Source organism: Actinomycetaceae bacterium MB13-C1-2, assembly GCA_035621235.1.
Classification (GTDB): domain Bacteria; phylum Actinomycetota; class Actinomycetes; order Actinomycetales; family Actinomycetaceae; genus Scrofimicrobium.
The window spans coordinates 418,634-443,013 of sequence record CP141731.1; the positions used below are offsets into that span (position 1 = coordinate 418,634).

17 protein-coding genes are annotated in these 24,380 nt (G+C 57.8%); 6 read left to right on the plus strand and 11 right to left on the minus strand.

Features of this window, described 5'->3' with window-relative positions:
- The first annotated feature begins 132 nt into the window (after positions 1-132).
- From U6G28_01710 to U6G28_01720, 3 genes are read left to right on the plus strand one after another with little or no spacing between them, the layout of a single operon-like run.
- Positions 133-1,104 carry a MoxR family ATPase gene (locus U6G28_01710; GenBank protein ID WRS30434.1) on the plus strand — a complete coding sequence of 324 codons (972 nt, stop codon included), beginning with the start codon at positions 133-135 and terminating at the stop codon, positions 1,102-1,104.
- Positions 1,101-2,213 (plus strand): DUF58 domain-containing protein, encoded by a 1,113-nt coding sequence (locus tag U6G28_01715; GenBank protein ID WRS30435.1) that lies wholly within the window; start codon positions 1,101-1,103, stop codon positions 2,211-2,213. Before U6G28_01710 ends, U6G28_01715 begins: the two co-directional genes overlap by 4 nt.
- Entirely contained in the window at positions 2,206-4,539 is a 2,334-nt protein-coding gene (locus U6G28_01720) for a transglutaminaseTgpA domain-containing protein (protein ID WRS30436.1), read from the plus strand. Before U6G28_01715 ends, U6G28_01720 begins: the two co-directional genes overlap by 8 nt.
- Here the strand turns inward: U6G28_01720 and U6G28_01725 are convergent.
- The 3 genes from U6G28_01725 to cysS form a co-directional block, all read right to left on the minus strand.
- Positions 4,536-8,162, minus strand: a complete 3,627-nt coding sequence (locus U6G28_01725; GenBank protein ID WRS30437.1) for a proline dehydrogenase family protein — start codon at positions 8,160-8,162, stop codon at positions 4,536-4,538. The genes U6G28_01720 and U6G28_01725 overlap by 4 nt on opposite strands.
- An 86-nt stretch (positions 8,163-8,248) precedes the next feature.
- Entirely contained in the window at positions 8,249-9,235 is a 987-nt protein-coding gene (gene rlmB / locus U6G28_01730) for a 23S rRNA (guanosine(2251)-2'-O)-methyltransferase RlmB (GenBank protein WRS30438.1), read from the minus strand.
- Positions 9,225-10,751: a cysteine--tRNA ligase gene (gene cysS / locus U6G28_01735; protein ID WRS31175.1), complete on the minus strand. Its 1,527-nt coding sequence runs from the start codon at positions 10,749-10,751 to the stop codon at positions 9,225-9,227. The genes rlmB and cysS overlap by 11 nt, the downstream gene beginning before the upstream one ends.
- A 252-nt stretch (positions 10,752-11,003) precedes the next feature.
- Here cysS and ispF point away from each other — a divergent pair, with 252 nt between their 5' ends.
- Positions 11,004-11,495 carry a 2-C-methyl-D-erythritol 2,4-cyclodiphosphate synthase gene (gene ispF, locus U6G28_01740; GenBank protein ID WRS30439.1) on the plus strand — a complete coding sequence of 164 codons (492 nt, stop codon included), beginning with the start codon at positions 11,004-11,006 and terminating at the stop codon, positions 11,493-11,495.
- A 216-nt stretch (positions 11,496-11,711) separates the two neighbouring features.
- Here ispF and U6G28_01745 read toward each other — a convergent pair whose 3' ends face one another.
- The 7 genes from U6G28_01745 to U6G28_01775 form a co-directional block, all read right to left on the minus strand.
- The gene (locus tag U6G28_01745) at positions 11,712-13,109 is read right to left on the minus strand and encodes an MFS transporter (GenBank protein ID WRS30440.1); all 1,398 of its coding nucleotides are present in this window, start codon (positions 13,107-13,109) and stop codon (positions 11,712-11,714) included.
- A 78-nt stretch (positions 13,110-13,187) separates the two neighbouring features.
- The gene (locus U6G28_01750; protein WRS30441.1) at positions 13,188-14,051 is read right to left on the minus strand and encodes a 2-C-methyl-D-erythritol 4-phosphate cytidylyltransferase; all 864 of its coding nucleotides are present in this window, start codon (positions 14,049-14,051) and stop codon (positions 13,188-13,190) included.
- 25 nt (positions 14,052-14,076) lie between these two features.
- Complete coding sequence (locus U6G28_01755) at positions 14,077-14,601, minus strand: CarD family transcriptional regulator (GenBank protein WRS30442.1); 525 nt, start codon at positions 14,599-14,601, stop codon at positions 14,077-14,079.
- 174 nt (positions 14,602-14,775) lie between these two features.
- Positions 14,776-15,513, minus strand: a complete 738-nt coding sequence (locus U6G28_01760; GenBank protein ID WRS30443.1) for a phosphoglyceromutase — start codon at positions 15,511-15,513, stop codon at positions 14,776-14,778.
- 89 nt (positions 15,514-15,602) lie between these two features.
- Positions 15,603-16,694: a YdcF family protein gene (locus U6G28_01765; GenBank protein ID WRS30444.1), complete on the minus strand. Its 1,092-nt coding sequence runs from the start codon at positions 16,692-16,694 to the stop codon at positions 15,603-15,605.
- A 173-nt stretch (positions 16,695-16,867) separates the two neighbouring features.
- Positions 16,868-17,554 carry an NAD(P)-binding oxidoreductase gene (locus U6G28_01770; protein ID WRS31176.1) on the minus strand — a complete coding sequence of 229 codons (687 nt, stop codon included), beginning with the start codon at positions 17,552-17,554 and terminating at the stop codon, positions 16,868-16,870.
- A gap of 53 nt (positions 17,555-17,607) precedes the next feature.
- A complete protein-coding gene (locus U6G28_01775; protein ID WRS30445.1) occupies positions 17,608-18,555 on the minus strand; it encodes an aldo/keto reductase in 948 nt (315 codons plus the stop codon).
- Between the two features lie 189 nt (positions 18,556-18,744).
- On the opposite strand from U6G28_01775, the gene U6G28_01780 reads away from it, so the two are divergent.
- Entirely contained in the window at positions 18,745-21,663 is a 2,919-nt protein-coding gene (locus U6G28_01780; protein WRS30446.1) for an FAD-linked oxidase C-terminal domain-containing protein, read from the plus strand.
- Between the two features lie 169 nt (positions 21,664-21,832).
- Here the strand turns inward: U6G28_01780 and U6G28_01785 are convergent, their stop codons facing one another.
- Positions 21,833-22,090, minus strand: a complete 258-nt coding sequence (locus U6G28_01785) for an HPr family phosphocarrier protein (protein ID WRS30447.1) — start codon at positions 22,088-22,090, stop codon at positions 21,833-21,835.
- Between the two features lie 186 nt (positions 22,091-22,276).
- On the opposite strand from U6G28_01785, the gene ptsP reads away from it, so the two are divergent.
- Positions 22,277-23,965, plus strand: coding sequence for a phosphoenolpyruvate--protein phosphotransferase (gene ptsP, locus U6G28_01790; protein ID WRS30448.1), 1,689 nt, complete (start codon positions 22,277-22,279; stop codon positions 23,963-23,965).
- Positions 23,966-24,380 lie beyond the last annotated feature (415 nt).

Sequence of the window (24,380 nt, forward strand, 5' to 3'; positions counted from 1 at the left end):
AGTTACTAATCGAGTCTAGTGGGCTAGCAATCCGCGCTCCGCTAGTGTCCACGTCCGCTCACGAACATGGACCGTTATGTTCTACCGATACCCGACCTTGACCCCTAAAGTTGAGGGGGCGAAGGGAATTCGATGGTGACCAAGCAGCACACGACCCAAGAACTGGCTGACGTAAATGGGCTGGCGCGCCGTATCGCGACCTCCCTTAGTCAGGTACTCAACGGGAAGCCCGCCGCTGTCGAGTCTGCGATTCTTACCCTTCTTGCAGGCGGCCATCTGCTTCTTGAAGATGTACCTGGAACCGGGAAAACGACACTAGCTTCGGCCCTCGCCGGGTCGATCCAAGCAGATGTCCGACGCATTCAGTTCACAGCGGACATGCTCCCCACAGACATTACCGGCCTTTCGGTTTATGACCAGGACAGTCGTGAGTTCCGTTTTCACCCAGGACCGATCTTCACGAACATCGCGATTGCGGACGAGGTAAATCGAGCTACCCCCCGGGCGCAGTCCGCTTTACTTGAAGCAATGGCCGAGCGGGCGGTTACCCTCGACGGTAAAACACGTCCGCTACCGCGTCTTTTCGCTGTTGTGGCAACCCAGAATCCCCAGGATATGGAGGGCACGTTCCCTCTTCCAGAGGCCCAACGCGATCGGTTCATGACCCGTATTGCCCTGGGATACCCGAGCAATACCGCCGAAGTAGCAATGCTTACGGCGCGAGGCCCGGGCGATCCCTTGGACGAGGTGACGCCCGTAGCCTCTATTGGCCAGATCCTTGCCGCCCAACAGGTCATAGCAAACATCCATATCAGCCAGGAAGTTTCCAAGTACCTAGTCTCTATTGTCTCTGCGACGCGCACACATCCGGAGCTTTCGCTCGGTGCCAGCCCTCGTGCGACCCTGCACCTGGCGCGGATGGCACAGTCTCGCGCCGCGACCCGTGGACGTGACTTCGTCTCTCCCGATGACATTGCCTCTCTAGCGGAGATTGTCCTCCCCCACCGTCTCTCGCTTTCTGGCAGGTTTGCGAGCGTAACCGAAGCACACCAGGCCGCTACAGTCGTGGTTGCCGAGATAGTATCCCGCACTCCGGTTAGATGAGAGTTCCGGTCAGGCTAACTCGAAGAGGCTGGGGGTTTCTCGCCGCGGCCGTGGGTTTCTGGCTGCTGTGGATAGTTCTTCAGTTACGGGACATCTGGTATTTGGTCGCGTTCTTTGGGTCTTCGCTGGCTCTGGCACTGTTTTGGGGCCTAACGATTCCACTGTTCGCCCATATCCGGGTGAGGCTCGATGCTCTGGCCCACGATCCGTCGGTCGGAGACGAGGTGGCGTTTGTTGGGACCATCAGCCACTCCCTAGAGCGCGTGCTCCCGATGGAACTCATTTGGGATGTTGGTGGAGAACCGTACGTTTCCGCGCTCAGCGCGCCAGGACATCACGCCATCACTTCCACGGCATCCGTCCGCCTCGGCAGACGAGGACCGTTCAAAGCAACCATCGCTGGTATCAACATTCCGGATCCTCTCGGTCTTACAGTGCGAACGGTGAGAATCGGGGTAACGCGAGAGATTTTGGTTCTTCCCGTTCCACTTGAATCGGTGCCCGGGACGAGCCATCGAAGAAATGACCGCGGACTGCGGGGCAGCGCTTCGCACGGGGCGCTGACCGACAGCCCCGGAACTCCAGCAGGATCGGTCCGCGACTATCGAAGCGGGGACGCCCCCAGACAGATTCACTGGAAGCAGAGCGCCAGGCAAGGGCAATTGCTAGTCAATCTTTTTGAGCCCGAACATCAGGAGGATCGCACACTTCTGCTTGTCGCCGATAGAGCCTGCTACGCCAGTACAGACGAGTTCGAGGTCGCCGTCTCGGCCACCGCCACAGTCGCACTGGACTGGATCGGCTCGGGCCGCCCTCTCAACCTTCAGGTAGGAGAGCTCTGGGTCCCCGGGTGCCGCACAAGACTTGAAGTGCTGCGGTCTCTAGCGTATGCACAGATGATCCGCCCCTCGGACGCAGACGAGTCTGGATCGCGCTCCGAACCGGATGGAGTAGTGAGCGGTTGCCTTACCTCTCAGCTCGATATTCGGTTGAGATCGGTTCGCTTTAGGGGAATCCTCTGGGTCATCCGCGACGAACAGTTCCTCCGTAAACAAACGCCCTGGCATCAGTACCAGGTTCCCCTAACGCGGAGGGGTTCTGGTGGCTAGAAAACCCCATAAGGGCATCGCTAACAAGGAAAAGCCGGGCCGTGATCATCCTCCGTCTTCCAGTCAAACGCAGGATCACGAAAGCACTTCGATCCTGGGACGAGCAGTCCTAGTCACCCTCATGTGGGGCGTTACGCTTCTCGGTTTAGAGCGCTTGTTCCTCAAGGGCCCTTGGATTTCTGAAGCACTCACCATTGGTGCAGCTGCGATTCTTCTCGCCAGTACCGTTCTTGTCCTGTTCCCGGGACGTCGAGGAGTGTCTGCCGCAAGCGGCGGTCTGGGCGCCACGCTGGTTTGGCTCCTGTGGCAACAGGGGCAGGCCGAGAAGGCGGCAATCCACCTCTGGCTGAGTCACCCCTCAACAATGATCGACGAAGTAGCGGTCACTACTTCGCAAGAGATCGCCCCCTTTGCGCCATACGGCGCGTTTGAGGATGTTCTAGTTCTTGCGGCGTTGTTAGTTTCTGTGCTCTGCATGGTTCTGTTGATTGTTGGGAACAGCCCGATGGCCACCGTATTGGTTCTATCGCTGCTAATGCTGGTCCCCACCATGATCACAGGTGTCCGGATTCCCGGCGGGCTACTACTCGGCGCGGGGATCATCCTCGCTCTAGTTGTCTGGATCCAGGCTCCGCGTCGCACGGGCATCGCACTGCTTGCAGTCGGTGCATCTGTTGTTATGGCGGGAGGATTGGTCGCTGCCGCACCGGCGGCTCGGGACAAGATGTGGAATCAGGCATTTTTGCCATCACCTGTCTCTGCTGACGTTCCGGACGTGACGGTAACACTCGCTCGCGATCTCCGCGCTCGTAGCACCACTCCGGCCTTCAATTACACCGGGAGTGTCCCGGGAAGCTACCGCTTCACGCTGACGACTCTGGCCGACTTCACAGATGGTCGTTGGTTGCCGGACGAGGAGATGCCGCAGACCCGATCCCCCGTCTACCACTGGCGACAGGCAGACACGGTAAGTCCCGAGCCAATCCCGTATGACTTCCCTCAAGATGAAACACAAGAAGTCACCATCACGATCCGAGGCTTACTCAGCGACTGGCTTCCTCTGCCTCAGTCTGCGCTCAGAGTTACCGCTGGTGAAGAAGACACTTCTTTTGAGGTATCCCGCTGGTTGTGGACGGTGAACGCGCCAACGGCCATTAGCCCCGGCGGACGAACTCAAACCGGAGATCGCTACTCCGCTACTTCAATGCCGCTTTTGTACGACAATCTCGCCAACCTTTCAGCGACGGAATCCGCGCCATACTCTTCGATACTCGAGGCCCCCGAAGAGGTCCAGCGCTACCTCGATCTTCCTGGAGAAGTCCCCGCGGTAATCGCTGAGACAGCATGGGAAGCGGCGGGAGACCGAGGTGACAGAATCACCACGGCGTTTGCGCTTCAGGAGTGGTTCCGCAGCGGTGAGTTCACGTACAACGAGTCAGCGCCCTACGATCCGGGCGCTGATCCCGACGACCCCTATTCGGTCATCACCGCTCTCCTTGACCAGCGAAGCGGTTTCTGTGTCCACTACGCCTCGGCCTTCGCGGTGATGGCTAGGGAACTTGGACTCCCGACCCGTTTGGCCGTGGGCTATGCCAGTCAGTTCGACGGCAGTTCTCCCGCAACCGTCAGCAATGGGGATTTGCACGCGTGGCCGGAAGTGTACGTCGATAACCTCGGGTGGGTCGCATTTGAGCCGACGCCCGGCGGGGCCGGACTCCGCGCCGACACCGGGGAGGAAGTCGTGCCCGAACAGTCTGAGCCTGCCCAAGAGCAATCCCTGGCTCAGGAACCAGATACTCCGGAGCCCACCCCTCAGGCAAACATTGTCGAAGACGAAACGAACGCGGACAATGGTGCCTCAGAATTATCCTCCGCCTGGTGGTTTCTTTCTCTCGTTCTCTTGTTGGCCGTGCCTGCCGGACTGCGAACTGGTCGCACCGCCTGGCGCAAGAACAAGATCGTAAATGGACTCCGGTCGGCCCAGCCCGCCTGGGATGAATTCGTCGATACAGCGGCCGATCTCGGGTTTCTTGACGGATCTGATTCGGGCGCGCTAAAGCCCAGAGCAAAGACCGCAGAGGCGCTCATCGAGAACCTGGAAGACAGAGGCGTTCTCAATTTCGAGTCTGCCGCCGCGGCAAGACGGATTCGGGGCGCCATGGAACTTGAGAAGTACGCCAAATCCTCACAATCAACGGCCAGAACCGACCTGGTTCAAGCCCTCAACGTATCGATTGCGGGGATGAAGAGTTCCGCTAGTCGGGCCGCTCGGATTCGCGCGATCCTCGTCCCTCGTTCCCTAGCCCGACAATGGCAGCGCGGTTAATCAGCTTCCTCCAGAATTCCGTTCGTGATCGAGGTCGGGTTGCCGAACCTGTGCGTGGTGATAGAAACCGCCTGCTCGTGCAAGAACGGTAGTGCCTCGACCCGTCCTGCAGTCGTTGCGGGACCATCCCAGACCGCCACCGCGATCGAGCCACCGAGATCCTTCTGGATATCACCGCGCGTCACACCGAGAGCACGTACCCGCACCTCATCGCTAACCTCGTCCCCATTCAGCATCTCGATAAAATCACCACGATCCTGAATCATGGGACTGAAGCCGTATTTGGTCGCCCAGTCATCAATGGTCCAGGGCAACGGTTTGTCAGTCGAAAGCTCGACCACTGCCGAAGTCGTCGCGAGCGGATCAAACTGGCCGGGAGCGACGCGAACCAGGGAAGAGCCACCAGCCGGACTCTCGATAAACTCTCCGGTTGCCACAGCCGCAGCAGCAATCTTGAGGACGTCAACTAGCGACCAATCACCTTCCGCCCGAATAATCGCATCGGTCGGAATGTATCGAAGCACGTTCCGCTCAGCGGCCAGCGCACTCGGGTCATTCATTCGGTCGAACTCCGAGGTAGCGGCGTGCTCTGCGTTGTAGGCGGCGCGCTCCAACACCTCCCATTCGTCATCGTCCAAGACAGTCGAAGCTGCCTCAAGCAAGTCAACCAGTTGCGGCTTACGAACATGCAGGCTCTTGTCAGCAGCTCTCTCCCCGTACGAGATAGCCTCTTGAGCAACCTCCTCGTACTCCGTGGACTCAACCTGTGGTTTGAGGGCACCGAACGAGAAGAGGTAATTCGGCCCGCCGGCCTTCTCGGTCGCTCCAACTGACGAAAGCTTCCATCCGCCGAAAGGCTGACGACGAACGATTGCGCCAGTGATTCCACGGTTCACGTAAACATTACCGGCCTGAACTCGGTCAAGCCAGAACTTGATCTCATCTGAGTTCAGCGAGTACAGCCCTGCAGTCAGGCCGTAGTCCGTCGCGTTCTGAATCTCAACGGCCTCAGCGAGCGTCTTAGCTCGGATAACACCCAGAATCGGGCCGAAGTACTCGACCGTATGAAACTCACTATTCGGTTTTACTCCGGCACGAACACCCGGGGTCCACAAACGATTGCTGCCGTCCTTCTGTTGGGGCTTAATTGCCCAATGCTGTCCGGCCTCAAGTTTGGTCAAGCCTCGAAGTAACTTCTCTCCCGGTTCCTCAGACAACGGACCCATCTCGGAGGCGAGATTAGTGGGCCAGTCAACCTCCAGCGAACTAACCGCGTCAAGCAGTTGGTTGTAGAAACGCTTGGAAGTCCCGACCGAACCGACCAGAATGACGAGGGAAGCAGCTGAGCACTTCTGTCCCGCGTGACTAAATGCGGAATTAACCAGGTCTTTCACAGCGAGATCAAGATCGGCGGAAGGCGTCACAATCATTGCGTTCTTCCCCGAAGTCTCGCCGATCAATCCGAGTTCTGGGCGCCATGATAGGAACTTCTGTGCCGTCTCGGATGAGCCAGTGAGCACGACCCGGTCGACTAGGTCATTGTCGATCAGTGCGCGTCCGACCTCGCGATCGGCCGGAATCACCAGTGGAGCAAGTGACTTTGGTACTCCAGCCTTCCAGAGAATCTCCGCCAGCATGGCCCCGCACCGCTTGGCGGAGGACGCTGGCTTCAGGATCGCGGCACTGCCAGCAGCAAGCGCCGCGGCCATTCCGCCGAATGGGATTGCCAGAGGAAAGTTCCATGGCGGCACCACAACGGTTAGCTTCACTGGCTCGAACTCGGCCCCGTGAACCTTTTCGAGTAGCAGTGACTGCTCTGCATAAAAGTGCGCGAAGTCAATGGCTTCCGACACCTCAACGTCCGCTTGACCAATTGTCTTGCCGAGCTCAGATGCTGCCACTTCGATGAGTTCACCGCGATGAAGGGCAAGCTCCACGCCGACCTTGTGAAGAATGTCGGCCCTCTCCTTCGCGGGTTTTGCCGCCCATTTCTTCTGCGCCTTGAGTGCGGCCTCAATAGTTCGATTTAGCCCGGCCGGAGTCTTTACGATCCGTTGCTCCACGGTCTTCAACCCTAGTTCTGACTTCGGGACCTTAGAGAGAATCTCTTCCGCCCAGTCGCGGTTTGCAACCAATGCCGGATCGGTATCCGACGTGTTGGAGAAGCGCCAACCGCCTCCGGGGGCGCGAAGGCCCCGTTCGATGTGTCGAGCCGTTTCCTTTTGCCTATTCTGCATCCGAGCCGGGTGGCAACGTTTATCTCCCTCGCCCACCGCCATCTTTAGCGATTGCTCAAAGCGGTCTTCCTCTTTGGCGAAGGTTTGTGGATCTGTTCCGATCTCGAAGACTGAGGACATGTAGTTCTGTTCAGCTGCGTTTTCTTCAAGACGGCGAACCAGATAGGCGATCGCGACATCAAACTCCCGGGGATGAACAACGGGAACGTAGAGCAGAACGTCTCCCACCTCATCCCGGATTGCCTGTGCCTGTCCGTCGGCCATCCCAACCAGCATCTCGAAGTCGATCGCATCGGTAACCCCCCGAAGCTGGGCGAGCTCCCACGCCAACGCCAAGCTGAACAGGTTGTGACCGGCAACGCCAAGGTGAACGTTCTCCACCCGTTCGGGGGTGAAAGCCCAGTCGAGCACTCGGAGATAGTTCGCGTCGGTCGCCTTTTTGGACTCCCAAGTCGCTAGCGGCCAGCCGTGGATTTCGGACTCGACAGTCTCCATCGCAAGGTTGGCGCCCTTAACAAGACGGACCTTGATTGGCGCTCCGCCTCGAGCACGCCTGGCGCCAGCCCACTCCTGAACTCGCTTCATCGCCGGGAGGGCGTCTGGAAGGTAAGCCTGGATCACGATGCCGGCCTCAAGATCCAACAGCTCCTCGCGGTCCATGATCTTCTCGAACACATCGAGGGTGAGGTCCAGATCCTTGTACTCCTCCATATCCAGGTTGATGAACTTTGGAGTGGGTGACGTGGCGGCATACTGGAACAGTGGAAGTAGCATCTCAGATGCTTTATCTACGGCCTGTTGATGACCCCACTCTGAGTGCGGGCCAACTACCGAAGACACTTTGAGCGAGACATAGTCAACGTCGTCGCGCTTTAGCAAATCAAAGGTCTTGCTGAGACGGGAAGCGGCCTCTCTGTTACCCAGCACAGCTTCACCCAGCAGATTCAGGTTGAGGCGAGATCCGTTCTCTTTAAGTTTCTTGATCGCGGCGCCCAGTTTCTCCGGTCTGGCATCCAAAACCAAGTCCTTGACCAATGCCTGAAATATCCTGCGGGCGGCGATAACCACCGCTTCGGGAGCCAGCTTCGCGGTTACGCCACCAGCCTTTGCGGGAAACCTCAGCCATGTGGGGAGGAACTCCGGTGATTCCTGCATTAGTCGGGATAGGTTTGCGGCCGCAACCTTCACATCCTCCGGGCGGACCACTCCGTCAACAAACTCAACGGTGAACGGGAGCCCGCTGGGGTCATCTAGTACATCGGCCAGCAGTCGTGCTGCTTGCGCCGCTGGAAAGCGGGTTGAAAGCTCCGTCCAACGCCGCGCAGTTTCGGTCGCACGGTCGCCAGCTATCTTGAGATCGTCTGTGTCCTTCTTAGCAGTGGCCACTCTTCCTTCTCCCAATCTCTCTTGTTCACTTGTCGTCTCGAGGTTCGCCTCTACCTGCCGCACGTCTCGGGGCTAAGGGCTAGCACTCAGCTCTTGCCCTTAGCGCGAACCTGACTAATTTCGTAAAGCGCAATCCCGGTGGCGACCGAGGCGTTCAGTGACTCAACCTCGCCGGTCATAGGGATCGAAACGATGACATCGCACGTCTGGCGAACCAAACGTGAAAGCCCTGAACCTTCAGCTCCGGTGACTAGAACCAGCGGCTCAGTTGCCAGTTCCAATCCTCTGACCGAGAAATCGGCGTTGCCATCGAGACCGACAATGAAGAATCCGGCCTCCTTGCACTTCTCAAGCGCCCTCACGAGGTTATTTACTTGCGACGCGGCCATTCTTGCTGCAGCTCCCGCAGACACCTTCCACGCCGTAACCCCGATCCCGGCGGCTCGCCTCTCGGGGAGGATGAGGCCGTCGGCTCCGAACGCCGCTCCAGAACGAATAACCGCACCAAGGTTGTGAGGGTCGGTCACGTGGTCGAGGGCCACCAGCATGCCAGGCTCAGCCTTCTGCAGAGCGTCAACGATTAGTTCATCGAGATCGAGATATTGGTAGCCCAAGACCTCGACTGCTATCCCCTGGTGTGCGGCACCATCACTGGCCCGGTCCAGATCGCGCTTAGTGACCTCGACAAACGGAGCGCCCGTGTTCGCCAGCGCCTCATACACCTCTTGCATCTTGCCCTGAGCAGGATCCGCAGCGATAAAGATCCGCTTAACCTCTATCCCTGTCCTCGCCGCTTCCAGGACCGAGTTACGCCCGACGATTATTTCGTTGCCCTCTGTTGCGCGAACCGGAGTTCTCGTCTGTGCCTTGACTCTTGCGGCATCCTGCTTGGCCTTTTGCTCACGCTCCTGTTTTCTGGCGTGAGCCGGATGCCAAGTTCTGTCCTCAGCCTTAGGTGTCGGGCCCTTCCCTGCGAGGGCCTTGCGGTGACGTCCCCCGGACCCAACCTTCGGGCCCGCGTTGGACTGAGACTTCTTTGACGTCGCACCTCGACGCGCTTGGTTACCCTTCATCAGTCCTCTTCCTGATCCCTAGTGCTTCGGCTCGGGTTTGGCGCAGTTGCCCGTATGCCCGCGAGACTCCACTCAAATAGGTCGCCCAGCCTTCCTGACCCCACGTGGCTCCCTCGGGCTGATCTTTGATTGCGATGCCCAACTTTGCGAGTGCATCGCGGATGCTGTCCGACTGCTCCCAGTCCTTTTGCTCGCGTGCACGCTGACGCATCCGGAGGACCTCGTCAATCAGCGCTGCTGCTACCCCGGCCGTCTGGTCACCGAGAGTTGACGCATCCGACGTGTTATCTGCCCAGTCGGAGGAACCCGGGTCAACCCCGAGGACATCCATCATTGAGCGTACGAGAAGCAATTCTTCACGGATTGCTTCTTCCTCGTCATTGGCTAGAGCTTTTCGACCAAGCTTCACATGCTCGTGAATGACCGCGAGCGCAGCAGAAACGTTGAGATCGTCATTCATCGCCTCAGTAAACTCTTCAGGAAGTTGTGTGGGGTCGAGGAAGATGGACTCGGGCTCTCCGACAATCCCCGTCGCCTCGCTAACGAATCCCGCAATCTTGTCCCAGTTGGCCTGAGCCATCTCCAGTGTCCGCGGCCCCCACTCAATAGTTGAACGGTGGTGGACCGACGACAATGCCAGGCGAATGACCGGGGGCGCAGCCTGCTGCAGCAGCGAGTCAAGAGCCAGCGTGTTGCCAACTGATTTGGACATTTTCTCGCCCTGAGTTGTCACCCATGCGTTGTGGACCCAAAGATTCGCGAAGTCCCAGCCCGCCCCGTGTGACTGGGCTTGTTCATTCTCGTGATGGGGAAAACGAAGATCGATGCCGCCTCCGTGAATATCGAACGATTCGCCGAGATAACGTTTAGACATCGCTGAGCATTCCAAGTGCCAGGCCGGGCGTCCAGGTCCCCAGGGTGACGGCCACGAAGCGGTCTCAGGTTCGCTGTCCTTGCGAGCCTTCCACAGTGCGAAGTCGTGGGGGCTGCGCTTGCCGGGGGTTGACTCCTCGTCATCATTAAGAAGGTCCGCGGGATTCTGGTGGGTGAGAGAACCATAGTCAGGCTGAGAGGACACGTCGAAGTAGACGCTACCCGCCCCGTCCTCGTACGCGTGGCCGCGTTCGATAAGCCGTTGTACCAGTTCGATCTGGTCGGTAATGTGCCCGGTCGCGCGCGGCTCGATGGTTGGAGGAATCATTCCGAGCGTTGCGTAGGCACTCTGGAATTCGCGCTCATACCTCTGCGCAACCGCCCACCAGGGTTCACGGCTGTCGGCCGCCCTGTTCAGTATCTTGTCGTCGATGTCAGTGACGTTGCGGACATAGGTTATATCCAGGCCGCTGCGCAACAGCCAACGAATCAGTATGTCGAAGCTGGCGGCGGCCCGGAGGTGACCAATGTGGGGGCTACCCTGAACCGTTGGACCACACAGGTAAATGGACGCCTTGCCTTCTTGCAGTGGTTCGAACGGAACCAGTGCAGCCGACTTGGTGTCATATAGGCGTAGATCCATGGCTCCATGGTACTTGTCGATGAGATTGAACTTCACCCCGAAAGAACCCAGATCTCCTCGTCTGCGTGACAATATATTTCTCATCCGCGCACTCTCAGCATTCGCCCGCCAAAACCCCTTCCGGTTGCCAATCAGATAGGGGAGCAACACGCCGCGAAAACGCGGCGAAAAGTCCCCTATCTGATTGGCAACCTTGTAAGGAACGACGAATCACGCGATACCCCCATGATGATGCCCCCTATGATTCAGAGCATGAGACAGCGGATTCGAGTTGGTCAGGGTGTTGATGTGCATGCGTTCGAAGCAGAAGGCACGTACTCTGAACGTACACTGCACATCGCATGCCTTGAATGGCCGGGTGAACGTGCACTTGAGGGGCACTCGGACGCCGATGTTGTAGCCCACGCAATCTGCGACGCTTTGCTGACTGCTTCGGGTATCGGTGATTTGGGAGGCGTGTTCGGCACCTCGGACCCGAGATGGGCCGGAGCAAGTGGAGAGTCGATGCTCAGAGAAACTAAGCGTCTCCTCGATGCAAACGGATGGTTGATCGAGAACGTTGTGGTTCAGGTGATTGGCGAACGCCCTCGGATCGGTCCTCGCCGAGACGAAGCAGCGGCGGCGCTCTCTGAAGCGCTCGGAGGCGCGGAAGTAACACTGGCGGCGACTACGACGGACAAACTCGGATTCCTCGGACAAGAACAGGGCCTCGCCGCACTGGCAACCGCACTACTCACCCAATAACCAACCCAGTTATTGAGCGAACGCAACGTATCTACTGCCGTGGCACGTTGGGAACGAAAAACGCAAGAGACCTTCGAGCTACCGCGCTGTCACGGTAGCAAACACTCGGGAGGCTCCTCTTCTGATGCCACCGCGAGCTAAGCGGGCGGCAAACCCGCCCTACTCGGTCCACTAGGGTAACGCCGCCATCATTCAAGTGGATTGCTTGAACCACTGTCAGCTTGTCGGGTGATCGTGAAGTCTTATCTGCTCGTTCTGTGATTTCACCGGGATCATCAGTAGCAAACCGAGGACAAGGATGAGCACGATTCCCAGGATCCCCCAGTACGTCGGGGTCCCGCCGATAATCGCTCCGCCCAACGTGATGGCCAAGCCGTACATCAGTGGAGAAAGGAAGCTGACCGCACGGCCAGTTGTGGCATAAAGGCCGAAGACTTCACCCTCACGTCCCTCAGGCGCCAAGTTCGCTAAGAAAGTCCGGGATGCCGACTGAACCGGGCCAACAAACACCGTCAGACCCAGGCCAAATATCCAAAAAATCTTCGGGCCGTACTGCTGGAAGAAGAACACTCCAAGTCCGAGGAAGACCATCAGCACCAGTGAGATCATGATGATGGTGCGTGAGCCCCACTTGTCATCAAGGGGACCGAACGCGATAGTTGCCAATCCGGCGACGACGTTCGCCGCGATCGCAAAGATGATGACCTCACCGGGACTGAACCCGAAAACCGAAGCGGCGATGACTCCACCGAAGGTAAACACTCCGGCCAGTCCATCTCGGAATATGGCTGAGGCAACTAGGAACTTAAGAGTGTTGCGCGATTCGTTCCAAAGCAGCTTTATCGTGGCGAAGAGGTGCTTGTATGAATCGAGTAGCGTCTCGCGTGGTCCCGCCTGCTTGATTGTCTTTTTCTTCGGAGGGTTCAGAATTACCGGAAGAGAGAAGATACCGAACCAAAGAGCCGCGATCACCATTGAGACACGGACATCCATCCCGTTCGCACTAGTTATGCCGAAAAGTCCGACTTCGGGGTTGATGAAACCGAAGTAGAGGATCAATAACAGGACGATGCCACCGAGATATCCAGCACCCCAACCGATACCCGAGATCTTTCCTCGATTTTCAGAGTTCGAAATGTCGTTCAGCATTGCGTTGTAGTTGACTGAGGCAAATTCGAAGAAGATATTGCCAACGCCCAACAGTCCGATACCTAGCCATAGCGCCCCGATTGGACCGAGCGGGGACTGCGGATAGACAAAGAACATTAGTCCTAGGCAGATGAAGACCAGCAAGGAAAACCAACCGAGAACCCTCGCGCCCTTTCCACTGCGGTCAGCTCGCTGTCCGGTTATTGGCGCGAGTAGTGCGATAACCACACCCGCAGCTGCCAGACCCCACGACAGATACTGATTCGCCTGATAGCTACTGGTAAAGTTCCCGTCGCCCGTCAGGAAGATTGTGAAGACGAACGTCGTCGCTACGGCATTAAATGCCGCCGAACCCCAGTCCCACAGAGCCCAACTAGCTATCTTCGACTTGCCTACTGTCTGGCTTGAGCCAACACTCAGCGGAGTCTCCCCGCCGGGCACCAGTGCACTCTCTTCGACTGACATTTGTCCTCCGTGTTGATGGATTTGTTCAGCGCCGAACTATTCGAAGTTACCAGAGTGTTCGCGGTGGGCCATTCTTGTTCACGTTTTCTTCAACGATCTTTTTAACCCGACAAGGTCGGCAGCAACAGTTACCTTGAACGCTTTCGGGTCACCCGGGACCGTCAACACCGGAACTCCGTGCGCCTCAAGAAGTCCGGCGTCATCGGTCGCAGCGTCAGTCTCAGAAGCGCCGCGAGAGGCTTCAGCAACGTGCGCCTGATACAGGGGTTCCCATCTAAAACCTTGCGGAGTCTGCACGGTACGCAGCGTTGTTCGATCTAGGGTGCTCCGCACAATGCCCGTCGCCGGGTCAACTGCCTTGATCGTGTCGACGACCGGCATCACAGGGATCACCGCTGAAGCACCGGAATAAACTGCCTCAATGACCGAGTCGAACAACTCGGTAGGGGTCAAGCACCGTGCAGCATCATGAACCAGGACCGGAAGGTCGGCAGCGGGACCACCAAAGTCCGGTGACCGGTCAGCTTCCTCAACCGGTTCAGCGTCCGCATGCGCCGATTCGCGCGGTATAGGAGACGCTGCGTCAACCGTAGCGCCTACTGCCTGCCCCGGGCTTAGCTCCCGCGCATTGTGTCGCGCCACGTCGAAATAGAGGACGATCGCCTTGAGTGCTTCATACACCGAGCCCTGGCGACTAGTCCCACCGGGAACAACCATCCACGGAACATCGGAGCCAAGACTCCGCGAGACTACGCGCTCAAAATCCTTCTCATAGCCCGGCGTGCAGGTGACAACCACTCCTTGAACATGATCGCTCCCTGCTATCCGTTCAAGTGCCAGACCGAGAATGGTCTTGTCGTCAACCGAAACTAGAGCTTTCGGAACAGTAGCCCCGAGGCGTGAACCGCTGCCCGCCGCAGTAAGTACCACCCAGGCTTTCACGGTTGCCGCCCTAAGCGAAGACCGGCTAGTCCTCGCCCTTCTCCTCAGATCCGCTCACCATCTCGATACCTTTGTCGAGTACACCGTTGAGGAACTCGGTCGCCGCTTCCTCGTCCTCATCCCGCGCCAACGCGATCTCGGAGGTCAAAATCTGCCGAGCCTTAGACAACATTCGCTTTTCACCGGTCGACAAACCCTTGTCGGCGTCACGTCGGTAGAGATCACGAACGACCTCAGAAACACGAACGATGTCGCCCGAGGCAATCTTTTCCTGATTCGCCTTAAAGCGACGCGACCAGTTCGGCGGTTCTTCGACGTCCACTTCCTGCAGGACGCCTAGGACCTTCTCAACGCCCTTCTCGTCGACCACGTCGCGTACACCAACCAGGTCGACGTTTTCGGCCGGGACCTGGATAGTCAGATCCCCGTCATCGACACGAAGAACTAGGTAAGTCTTGTCCTCACCCTTGAACTCACGAGTGATGATTTCTTCGATCAGGGCTGCGCCGTGATGAGGATAGACAACTGTCTCCCCAACTTTGAAGGTCATGCTTTTGGGCTCCCGCTCTCAGGCCAGGCGATAATTTTCCTCACATATTCTACCAACTGAAGTAGTTTCTGAGTTCAGCCATCCGCATAGCCACCCGCAACGTCGTGTTCTTGGCAAAAATCTGGTCCCACTCGACACTTCGAGCGGGACCAGATTCTCGTTTTTAGCTAGCGCCTACTTACCCTGGTTCGCCACCGCGTCAATCTTCGCCTGTGCATCAGGGTCGAGGTAGCGCCCACCCTTCTTAATCGGCTTCAGTGTTTCCTCATCCAGTTCATAAACCAGCGGGATACCCGTGGGAATGTTCAACCCAGCGATGTCTTCATCAGAGATGTCGTCAAGGTGCTTCACGATCGCGCGTAGCGAGTTTCCGTGAGCTGCAACCATCACCGTCTTCCCCGTTTGCAGTGCCGGTACGATGCTGTCCTCCCAGTACGGAAGCATGCGTTCGAGGACGTCCTTCAGACACTCGGTCTGCGGAATTGGGTCACCCGCGTAACGAGGATCGCCATCCTGGCTGAACTCGGAACCCGGCTCGATCGGAGGAGGCGGGGTGTCGTAGGAACGACGCCATTCCATGAACTGTTCCTCACCGTACTTGTCACGAGTCGCCTTTTTGTCCAGACCCTGAAGAGCCCCATAGTGACGCTCGTTCAGACGCCAGTTCCGCTCGACTGGAATCCAGTGACGATCCGCTGCGTCAAGTGCCAGGTTCGCCGTAGTGATCGCGCGGCGCAACATAGACGTAAATAGAAGATCAGGGAGGACTCCCTCTTCCTTCAGTAACTCTCCACCGTGCTTGGCTTCTTCGACGCCCTTCTCAGAAAGTGGGACGTCAACCCAGCCGGTGAACAGGTTCTTCGCGTTCCACTCGCTTTCGCCGTGGCGTAGTAATACCAGGGTATAGGTCATGTGCCATCCTTCGTCATTGGGGCCTTCGAAGTTGAAGTCTTAACAGATATGTTGCCCCGAGCAGCGGTGCGGGCACAACTCAAACTCACCTATCCGAAGATTCTTGAGTATGCGGTCACTAGGAACGGAATGAACGAAACGACTGCGAAGAAAATTGTGGCCTTCTTGTTCATTGCCAGCATGGCCGCAAACTCTCGCAGCTTGGCACTAGCCCAGAAGTACGAACGGGTCCCGGCTCCGATCGCATTTCCTCTGATCCCGAGTCTGCTCATCAGGTTCGCAGCGCGAAACGCATGGAAGTTCGAGGTGACTACCGTCCACCGATCTGTGCGTCCGTTTTCTTCCAGAATGGACCGACTAAAGAGCAGATTCTGCTCAGTGTTGACCGACCTGTCCTCAACAAACAGTGTCGCGCCCTCGGGTAGTTCCCGGAGCAAAGGATGAGCGTCTTCGGCATAGATCATCATTGCCGCAGCCTCACTGGTTGCCTCGTCAGATCCCTGACCGCCGGACATCACCAGTGCCGGATCATCCCAGCGACTCCAGGACTTCCGAAAGCTCGCAACACCGAGATCAACACGCCTCGCCAGGAGTGGTGGTACTCGATCACCGATTAGACCTGACCCAAGGACCACGGTCGACTGGCCGGGTTTGCCCCATCGCTTTGCCACAAAACCATAGACCGCTGAGTAGAGAATGTAGCTGATCAGCACGTACGAGAATAGCAAGATCGGTATCCCCAGCATGATCAGCAGGAATGCCAAATCGGTCAGGCTTTGGAAAACTGAGAGAAGAACCAGCGCAAGATAGCCAAGAACCCCGAGCCCTAAAACCAGAGAAAGCGAATGAGCTACTGACACACCCTCGCGTTTTAGCAGCACAATTCCCGCCCAAACGAGGAAAAACGCGACCCCCAAGACCATTAAGAATCCCAATACCAGCACGCCCAGGGTTACATAGGTCATGTCCTCAAGCTTTAGTAGCTTCGCAATCCAATTCACCGCGTCGGCCAAAAGATACTGCAGAGCAAGGAGCACCCAGAACGTCGACAGCAATGCGCACCGCATCCGTCTTGGATCGCGAATGATCATAACCACCGGGATGGCGACCAAGATCGCTAGCGGTAGCCATTGCATAAGGACCGCGACAAACTGGGGAAACCACTCGGTTACGGATTGCACTCCCCAACCCTATCGACCATCTCCGACGTTGATGACAGTTGTGCCCTATTTTGGTCCGGCTTTGCCTCCAACCGCTCATCATCAAGGATGCGGAGATCCGCTCACGAGCAGACCTCGATCAGTTCGGGGATACCTGGCGCGTGAGCGCGTCAGCAACAGCAGTGCAGATTGACTCAGGGGTTGAGCCAAGTCAGCTCTGCCAGAGCGCGATCAACCGGAGTGTCGCCACCGGCGATATCAATTGACTCCCGAACCAGCAGATCATTGCCCTCCAACAAAGCCACAACCACGCTGGCGACGTCCTCACGAGGAATGGGTAGCGGATTTTCGTCCGCTAGGACATCAAGACCCGCGGAGATCGTCCCCCGGCCCGGATCGTTAGTCAGCCTTGTGGGACGTACGATTGTCCAGTCCAGGGTCGACTCCATGAGTTCAAGGTCCGCATCTCGTTTCGCCCGCACATATTCGCGCCAGTTATCGGAGGCATCATCTTCAACCGGGAACTGCAGCCCATATGCGGAAATCTGTATGAACCGAGATACGCCCTCTTCCATGGCTGCCCTCTGCCCCAGCACCGACGCACCGTAATCCACCGTACGTTTACGACGGGGTTCAGACCCCGGTCCAGCACCGGCCGCGAAAACAATGGCCGACGCGCCTTTGAAGACCCCTGCCAAATCGCTCGCGTTTAGCGCCTCAAGGTTGAAAATAACTGCTTCCGCGCCCAGTTCTTCGACGGTCGCTACCTGTCTTCCCTTCCGGATAACCGAGCGGACCGGAATTCCCTTAGCAACCAGCTGTCGGGTGAGGATCTGACCGATCTGACCGTGTCCACCCAGGATCACCACGGGCCCACGCATCTTAGCCACAGAGTCGTCCTTTCCTTGTTTCCCCTCGATGAGTCCTCGACAGGTTAGTCGTCATTGCCTAATCCCTCCGAGAGCTCGTCCAGACGGATCACGTCTTCCTCAGTAAGCGTCAAAGTCACTCCCTCAAGCACCGGCGGCACCTGCTCCGGCACACGAGCCGAAGCAAGAGGGGCGGTGATTGTCGGACGAGTTAGCAGCCAGGCTATCGCAATCGATGACGGCTCCACATTATGTTCGGCCGCGATCTCTCTAACCACATTGATTACCTCGAACGCACGCGGGCTAGCCTGACGCTTCAAAGAACTCTCCCGCGCCCCTGTAATGTCTTCCTGCGAGCGGTACTTGCCGGTCAGCAGACCCGATGCCAACGACCAGTATGGAATAACTCCAAGATCGAACTCTTTACAAACGGCTTCAAGAGAGGACTCGAAAGACCTTCTCCAAACGAGGTTGTATGCCGGTTGTACAGCAACGGGGGCCTGAACACCCTGTCGCTGTGTCTCGGCTATCCAGTCTCTAATCTGTTGCGCCGTGAAGTTTGAGAGTCCAACCTCCCGAATCTTGCCCTCTTTCTGCAAACTAGAGAAGACCGCAACTGATTCCTCAAGGCTTACGTTGGGATCGAACTCGTGAGCGTAATAGAGATCGATGTACTCGGTCTGCAACCTCCGGAGCGAAGCCTCGACACAGGTACGAACGTTCTTCTCCGAAAGGCCGCGGTATCCCGGGAGCTTGGCGACCTTCGTCGCAAGCACAACCTCGTCCCGCTTCCGATTCTTGAGCCACGAACCGATGATCGTCTCTGATTCACCGCCCTTGTTGCCCTCTTGCCACGCAGAGTACACATCGGCCGTGTCTAGGAAATTTCCGCCCGCATCTGCATACTCGTCAAGTACCGCATGCGAGGCCGATTCATCGGCCGTCCAGCCGAACGGGTTACCTCCGAGGCAGAGAGGATAGACGTCCAAGCTTGATGCTCCAATAACCGTCATACTTCCACCCTTCGTTTTGCCTGCGAACGACTGCCGCAAACTGCCAGATAGTCCAGTCTATCTGTGCTTCGCTGGACCTGGCCTATCATCTTTGCAAACCTGTGGTCGTCCTAGCAATCCACGGACGAAGCAGACATTCCCAAGGTGGACGCGAACACATTCACCCGGCCACAGTGTGAGAATAACGGGGTGGAAACAGGAGCGGAGAAGACTCGGAGCACAGCGTTGCTGTCTTCCGATTCCGAGCTGTACCGTCAACTCTCCGACGTGGTCGAGGTGGATGATTCCAGTCGCAGACGCGCAGAGTACTCTTCGGACGCCTCGAACTATCGAGTCCCACCTCGGATGGTCGCGTTCCCGAGGAGTCAGGACGAGGTTATCGGCGCGCTCGAAGTCGCACGTGAACTCGCAGTCCCCATAACCTCGCGCGGAGCCGGAACCTCGGTCGCCGGAAACGCAGTCGGACCCGGTGTGATAATCGACTTCTCCCGTTACATGAACCGGGTGCTCGACATCGATTCCAGTAGCGGCCTGGCTCGGCTAGAACCTGGAGTGATCCTCTCAGATCTTCAGAACGCTGCCGCCCCCGAAGGACTTTGGTTCGGCCCAGACCCCAGCACCAAGAACCGAGCCACGCTCGGTGGAATGATTGGAAACAACGCCTGCGGCCCGCACGCGCTTAAGTACGGAAAGACCTCAGATAATGTGGTGAGGGCAGACGTAGTCGATGGCCTCGGACGCCGCTTCATGGCTGGGGCCGGCAAATCGCAACTGGACCTAATTCCCGGCCTGAGCCAGTTAGTCTCACAGAATCTCGCCCTGTTTCGCACCGAGCTCGGCAGGTTCGGTCGGCAGGTCTCCGGTTACTCACTTGAACATCTCCTTCCCGAACGTGGAACCGACCTCGCAAAGACCCTGGTTGGCACGGAGGGCACCTGCGTCACACTGCTTGAGGCAACCGTCAATCTGCACCCTATTCCCGGTGCTCGCATCCTGGTCGTCCTTGGATACTCGGACATGGTGGCGGCCGCTGAGGCGGTGACCGCACTCCTTCTTTTTAATCCCCTCGCCATTGAAGGCATGGATTCCAGGCTGGTCGAGGTGGTGCGCCGCCACAACGACTCCGTCCCTGACCTTCCTCGCGGAAGAGGTTGGTTGTTCTGCGAAGTTGGCCCATCTCCTGACGACGAAAATGCGGATGAGGGCGTACAGGTCCGCAGTGCACTACGCGCGGCCGACGAACTGGTCGCGGCCTCCGGTGCACTCGACCATCGCGTCGTTCAAAGCGCGGAACAAGCCGCGGCACTGTGGCGTATCCGGGCCGATGGAGTTGGCCTGGCCGGGCGGACCCCGGACGGGAACCAGGCCTGGCCGGGATGGGAAGATGCCGCAGTTCCACCCGAAAATCTCGGGCCGTACCTCCGTGACTTTGACGCGCTGATGGACCAGTACTCTCTCACCGGACTTCCCTACGGTCACTTCGGTGACGGCTGCATTCACGTCAGGATTGACCTACCTCTGGAAGAGCAGGACGATGTTCCGAGGTTCCGCTCGTTCATGGAAGATGCCGCCCGCCTTGTCGGAAGTTACGGTGGTTCCCTCTCCGGTGAACACGGAGATGGTCGTGCTCGCGGAGCATTGCTTCCGCACATGTACTCGGACGAGGCGATTCGGGTCTTCGAACAGTTCAAAGGGCTCTTTGACCCCCAGAACCTCCTCAACCCCGGTGTTCTGGTGGACCCGGAACCAATCACCAACTCGCTTCGTAGACCCGGCGCAAAACCGATCCGAGCAAAGGGGTTTTCGTTTACGGAGGACGGCGGTGACTTCACCAATGCCGTTCACCGTTGCGTCGGGGTAGGGAAGTGCCGCGCCGACAACTTCGGCATCGGCGACTTTATGTGTCCCTCGTACCAGGCAACCAAGGACGAGAAGGACGTAACCCGCGGTCGTTCTCGCGTACTTCAAGACATGGCAAGGGGCGCGTTTGGACGGACGTGGGATGCCCCGGAGGTCGAACAAGCACTGGACCTGTGTTTGTCGTGCAAGGCGTGTGGCACCGACTGCCCCGCCGGTGTCGACATGTCAATGTACAAGTCCGAAGTGCTGTATCAGAAGTACTCCGGACGCATACGCCCAATGAACCACTATGTTCTGGGACAGTTGCCTCGCTGGTCCTCATTGGTGACCGCCGTGCCTCCTATCGCCCAAGTTGCGAACTGGGCGATGGGCGTTTCTCCGATTCGCAAGGCGGTGTTCTGGGTATCAGGTCTAGATTCACGCAGACAGATGACGGGTTTCACCACGCAGAGATTCAGTCGCTGGTTCCGCCGAAGGAAGACTTCAGCTGCGGTAGCCACCAAGCGCGACGTTATTCTCTGGGCCGACTCCTTTAGCGAATACCTTGATCCAACGGCCGCACGCGACATGGTCGACCTATTGCAGGAGGCCGGATACCAGGTTCGTATTCCCTCGTCCGATGCCTGTTGCGGACTGACATGGATCTCGACCGGACAGTTGGATGGTGCGAAGAGACGACTCCTAAAGACGTTGGACGTCCTAGGGCCCGCCGCAGAGAAGGGGGTAGCGATTATCGGCGTCGAACCCTCGTGTACCGCAGTGTTGCGAAGTGATCTGGTAGAACTGCTGCCAGATGACCCTCGTTCCCATGCGGTTGCGTCCATGACCATGACGCTCGCTGAGTTGCTCACTGATCCTGAACTAGGCCCGGAACCCGAATGGTTTGATGACCATCGCCTTGACGGAACACAGATTATCGCTCAGCCTCACTGCCATCAGCATGCGGTCATGGGTTACGACAAGGACATGGCCCTATTGGAGGGACTGGGAGCCGAGGTTAAGGCGCTCGCTGGGTGCTGCGGTCTTGCCGGTAACTTCGGGATGGAAAAGGGACACTACGAGATTTCGGTGGCCGTTGCCGAAAACCAACTGCTTCCGTCGTTAGGCAATGCGACAGCGGGTTCCATTTATCTGGCCGACGGTTACTCGTGCAGAACTCAGGCCGAGCAACTCGCCTCGGTAAAGGGAACCGCTCTGCCAAGCTTGTTGCTGCGGGCGGGTCGCATGGAAACCGACCTTATCCCGTAGCCCCACCACGGTGAAGCGGCTGACTTTCAGAGAGAATTGAACGACTACTATCACGCCCGATGAATCTCTCGGTCTGAAGGGGAGGTGTATCAAGGGGACGCGTATCAACCTAGCTTGATAGAACCGTTTCTCGAACCAAGCTGAGACTCTAGGTTTGACCGAATCTTCTTCAGGCGTCCAGGTCGGACTCGATCATCGCAGCCAGCACCTCGACTGCCTCTTCATTCTCCGATTCGATGACTACTTTGTCTCCGTGGTCAGCGCCCAGGGTCATAATCATCATTTGGGAAGTTGCGTCAACCGGGTCCCCACCCTCAACAGCTATTAGTATCTCTTCGTTATAGTCCGATGCCCTGTCCGCCACCAGGGAGGCGGGGCGTGCGTGGAGACCGACTCTAGAGCCAACTTTGACGGTTTTCTGTGCCATTGAGTTCTCTTTCGTCTTTTCGCGGAGCTTCGGCGGCATCACCCGTGTCGACTCCGCCGGGCTATCCTTTAAATCATCATCTTACCGAGCAAGGAGGCTCCGATAGAGATCCGCTTATGTGGAACTCGCGACCCGTGACCCGGATCGATTACTCGGCTATTTCTTGCCTAGCGAAGGGAAAACACCGTGAGCCAGGATCCAACAAGCGCACCGTTTGTTATCGAGGGGACTCCAGTTGTAGAGGGATTCGCATACGCGCCGGCAGCATGGACCCGCAGGCCGCAACTTCCCCCTTCAACTGCTCCGGAAGTACCTGACGACCGGCGGGAGGCGGAGGCGGAGAGCTTCTCTAAGGCGGCCGAAGCCGTGGCAAACAGCCTGAAGAGTAGAGCCGAAAAAGCTAGCGGACCAGCCAAAGAAGTTCTCACAATGACGGCTGGTTTAGCCACTGACCGAGGTTGGGCTCGAATGATCAAAAAGTCGATCATGTCTGGGGTTCCCGCTATTCAATCAACGATGGCCGCTACGGACACCTTCATCGACATGTTCGAGAAAACCGGTGGTCTTATGGCTGAGCGCACAACGGATCTTCGTGACATCAGGGACAGGGTGATCGCCCGGCTGCAGGGACAGTCGGAACCGGGAGTTCCCGTGGCTGACTACCCGGTAGTGCTTCTAGCAGACGACCTCTCCCCGGCTGACACGGCGGGCTTGGATCCGGCGAACTACGTTGCAATTGTGACGGAGGGTGGGGGTCCAACTTCGCACACTTCAATCATCGCGCGGCAGCTTTCGATCCCATGTATCGTGGCCGCGCGCCGACTTAGTGAGATCGCCGATGGGACTCCTGTTTTGGTAAACGCTTCCGAGGGAACGATAACTACCGGAGTGGATGCAGACGAAGCGGCAAAACTGGTGGAGCAAGACCGGGAACGCTTGGAGCTAATTCGTGCCTGGCGGGGGCCGGCTCGGACTGCAGACGGAGTTCCTGTTCAACTCCTGGCCAATGTCCAGGACAGCGCGACCGCTCAGAAGGCCGCCGCGAGTCAGGGGGAAGGAATCGGCCTGTTCCGAACCGAGTTACTGTTCCTTGATACGGCCACTGAACCAACTGTTGAGGAGCAGACCACCGACTATGCCGCCGTGTTCGAGGCGTTTCCTGATTCAAAAGTTGTGGTTCGCACCCTCGATGCCGGTTCCGATAAGCCTGTCCCGTTCGCGACTCTCACCGAAGAGTTCAATCCCTCGCTCGGGGTCCGAGGCATACGGGTAACAGGGCACAATCCCGAGCTCATGTTCCATCAACTCGACGCAATAGCTGAGGCCAAGAAAACATCACCCGGCACTGCCGTCTGGGTAATGGCTCCGATGGTCTCAACGCTCCCCGAAGCCGAGTGGTTTGCCGGGCTCTGTCGGGAGCGCGACCTGGTCCCTGGAGTCATGATTGAGGTTCCCGCGGCAGTGGTGCTCATTGATCAGTTCCTTGAGGTGGTCGATTTCGTTTCGATCGGTACCAACGACCTAACCCAGTACACGATGGCTGCAGATCGGATGTCTCCTCACCTCGCCGAGTACACCGACCCCTGGCAACCGGCGGTTCTTGAGTTGATTCGGCAAACCGCCGAGGGCGGTAGGAGGGCGGGAAAGCCCGCTGGCGTGTGCGGTGAGGCTGCCGCCGACCCCATACTTGCCTGTGTGCTCATTGGTATGGGAATCACGAGTCTGTCGATGGCAACCAGCGCAATCTCCGCCGTCGGAGCCCAGCTTGACCAAGTAACGATGAACCAGTGCCGTCAAGCCGCTGATGCGATACGCGGGTCACGGGACGCGAAAGATGCGAGAACCCGTGCCCGTAAGGCCCTGGACCTCGCATAGCAAGAATCCACGCGAGAAAGGTCGCTGAGATCGGGTAGGCCGTTTGTCGTCCAGTTTCTCAGTACGTCTTGCTCCCGCTGATTTGACGACTCCAGTTCCGAGCCATTTTGGCCTGATCTCTCGCGATACGTTTTGCTCCCGCTGGTTTGACGACTCCAGTTCCGAGCCGTTTTGTCCTGATCTCTCGGTGCGTTTTGCATAGCTGGCCGGAAATCTTGTACGAGGACAAAAACGCCAGAACTCGGGGTGTCAGCAACAGTCTGCTCACCGACACCCCGGATTTTGGTCATGGAGCCCTCGCTCCTTTGAGTCTGCGTCGGGTTGTTAGGAGTCCGTGAAGCCCTGAATCCGTAACCGGGACTATTCCCCAATCTATGCGTATTCCACATGCGAGGATGGCTGGTCTCTGTAGCCG

Bases quoted from the DNA above. Each gene is read 5' to 3' on its own strand.
- U6G28_01785 (WRS30447.1), bottom strand. From the start codon at position 22,090: ATGGCACAGAAAACCGTCAAAGTTGGCTCTAGAGTCGGTCTCCACGCA.
- U6G28_01775 (WRS30445.1), bottom strand. From the start codon at position 18,555: ATGACGGTTATTGGAGCATCAAGCTTGGACGTCTATCCTCTCTGCCTC.
- U6G28_01760 (WRS30443.1), bottom strand. From the start codon at position 15,513: ATGACCTATACCCTGGTATTACTACGCCACGGCGAAAGCGAGTGGAAC.
- U6G28_01715 (WRS30435.1), top strand. From the start codon at position 1,101: ATGAGAGTTCCGGTCAGGCTAACTCGAAGAGGCTGGGGGTTTCTCGCC.
- U6G28_01710 (WRS30434.1), top strand. From the start codon at position 133: ATGGTGACCAAGCAGCACACGACCCAAGAACTGGCTGACGTAAATGGG.
- rlmB (WRS30438.1), bottom strand. From the start codon at position 9,235: ATGAAGGGTAACCAAGCGCGTCGAGGTGCGACGTCAAAGAAGTCTCAG.
- U6G28_01770 (WRS31176.1), bottom strand. From the start codon at position 17,554: ATGCGTGGGCCCGTGGTGATCCTGGGTGGACACGGTCAGATCGGTCAG.
- cysS (WRS31175.1), bottom strand. From the start codon at position 10,751: ATGGATCTACGCCTATATGACACCAAGTCGGCTGCACTGGTTCCGTTC.
- U6G28_01755 (WRS30442.1), bottom strand. From the start codon at position 14,601: ATGACCTTCAAAGTTGGGGAGACAGTTGTCTATCCTCATCACGGCGCA.
- U6G28_01745 (WRS30440.1), bottom strand. From the start codon at position 13,109: ATGTCAGTCGAAGAGAGTGCACTGGTGCCCGGCGGGGAGACTCCGCTG.
- ispF (WRS30439.1), top strand. From the start codon at position 11,004: ATGAGACAGCGGATTCGAGTTGGTCAGGGTGTTGATGTGCATGCGTTC.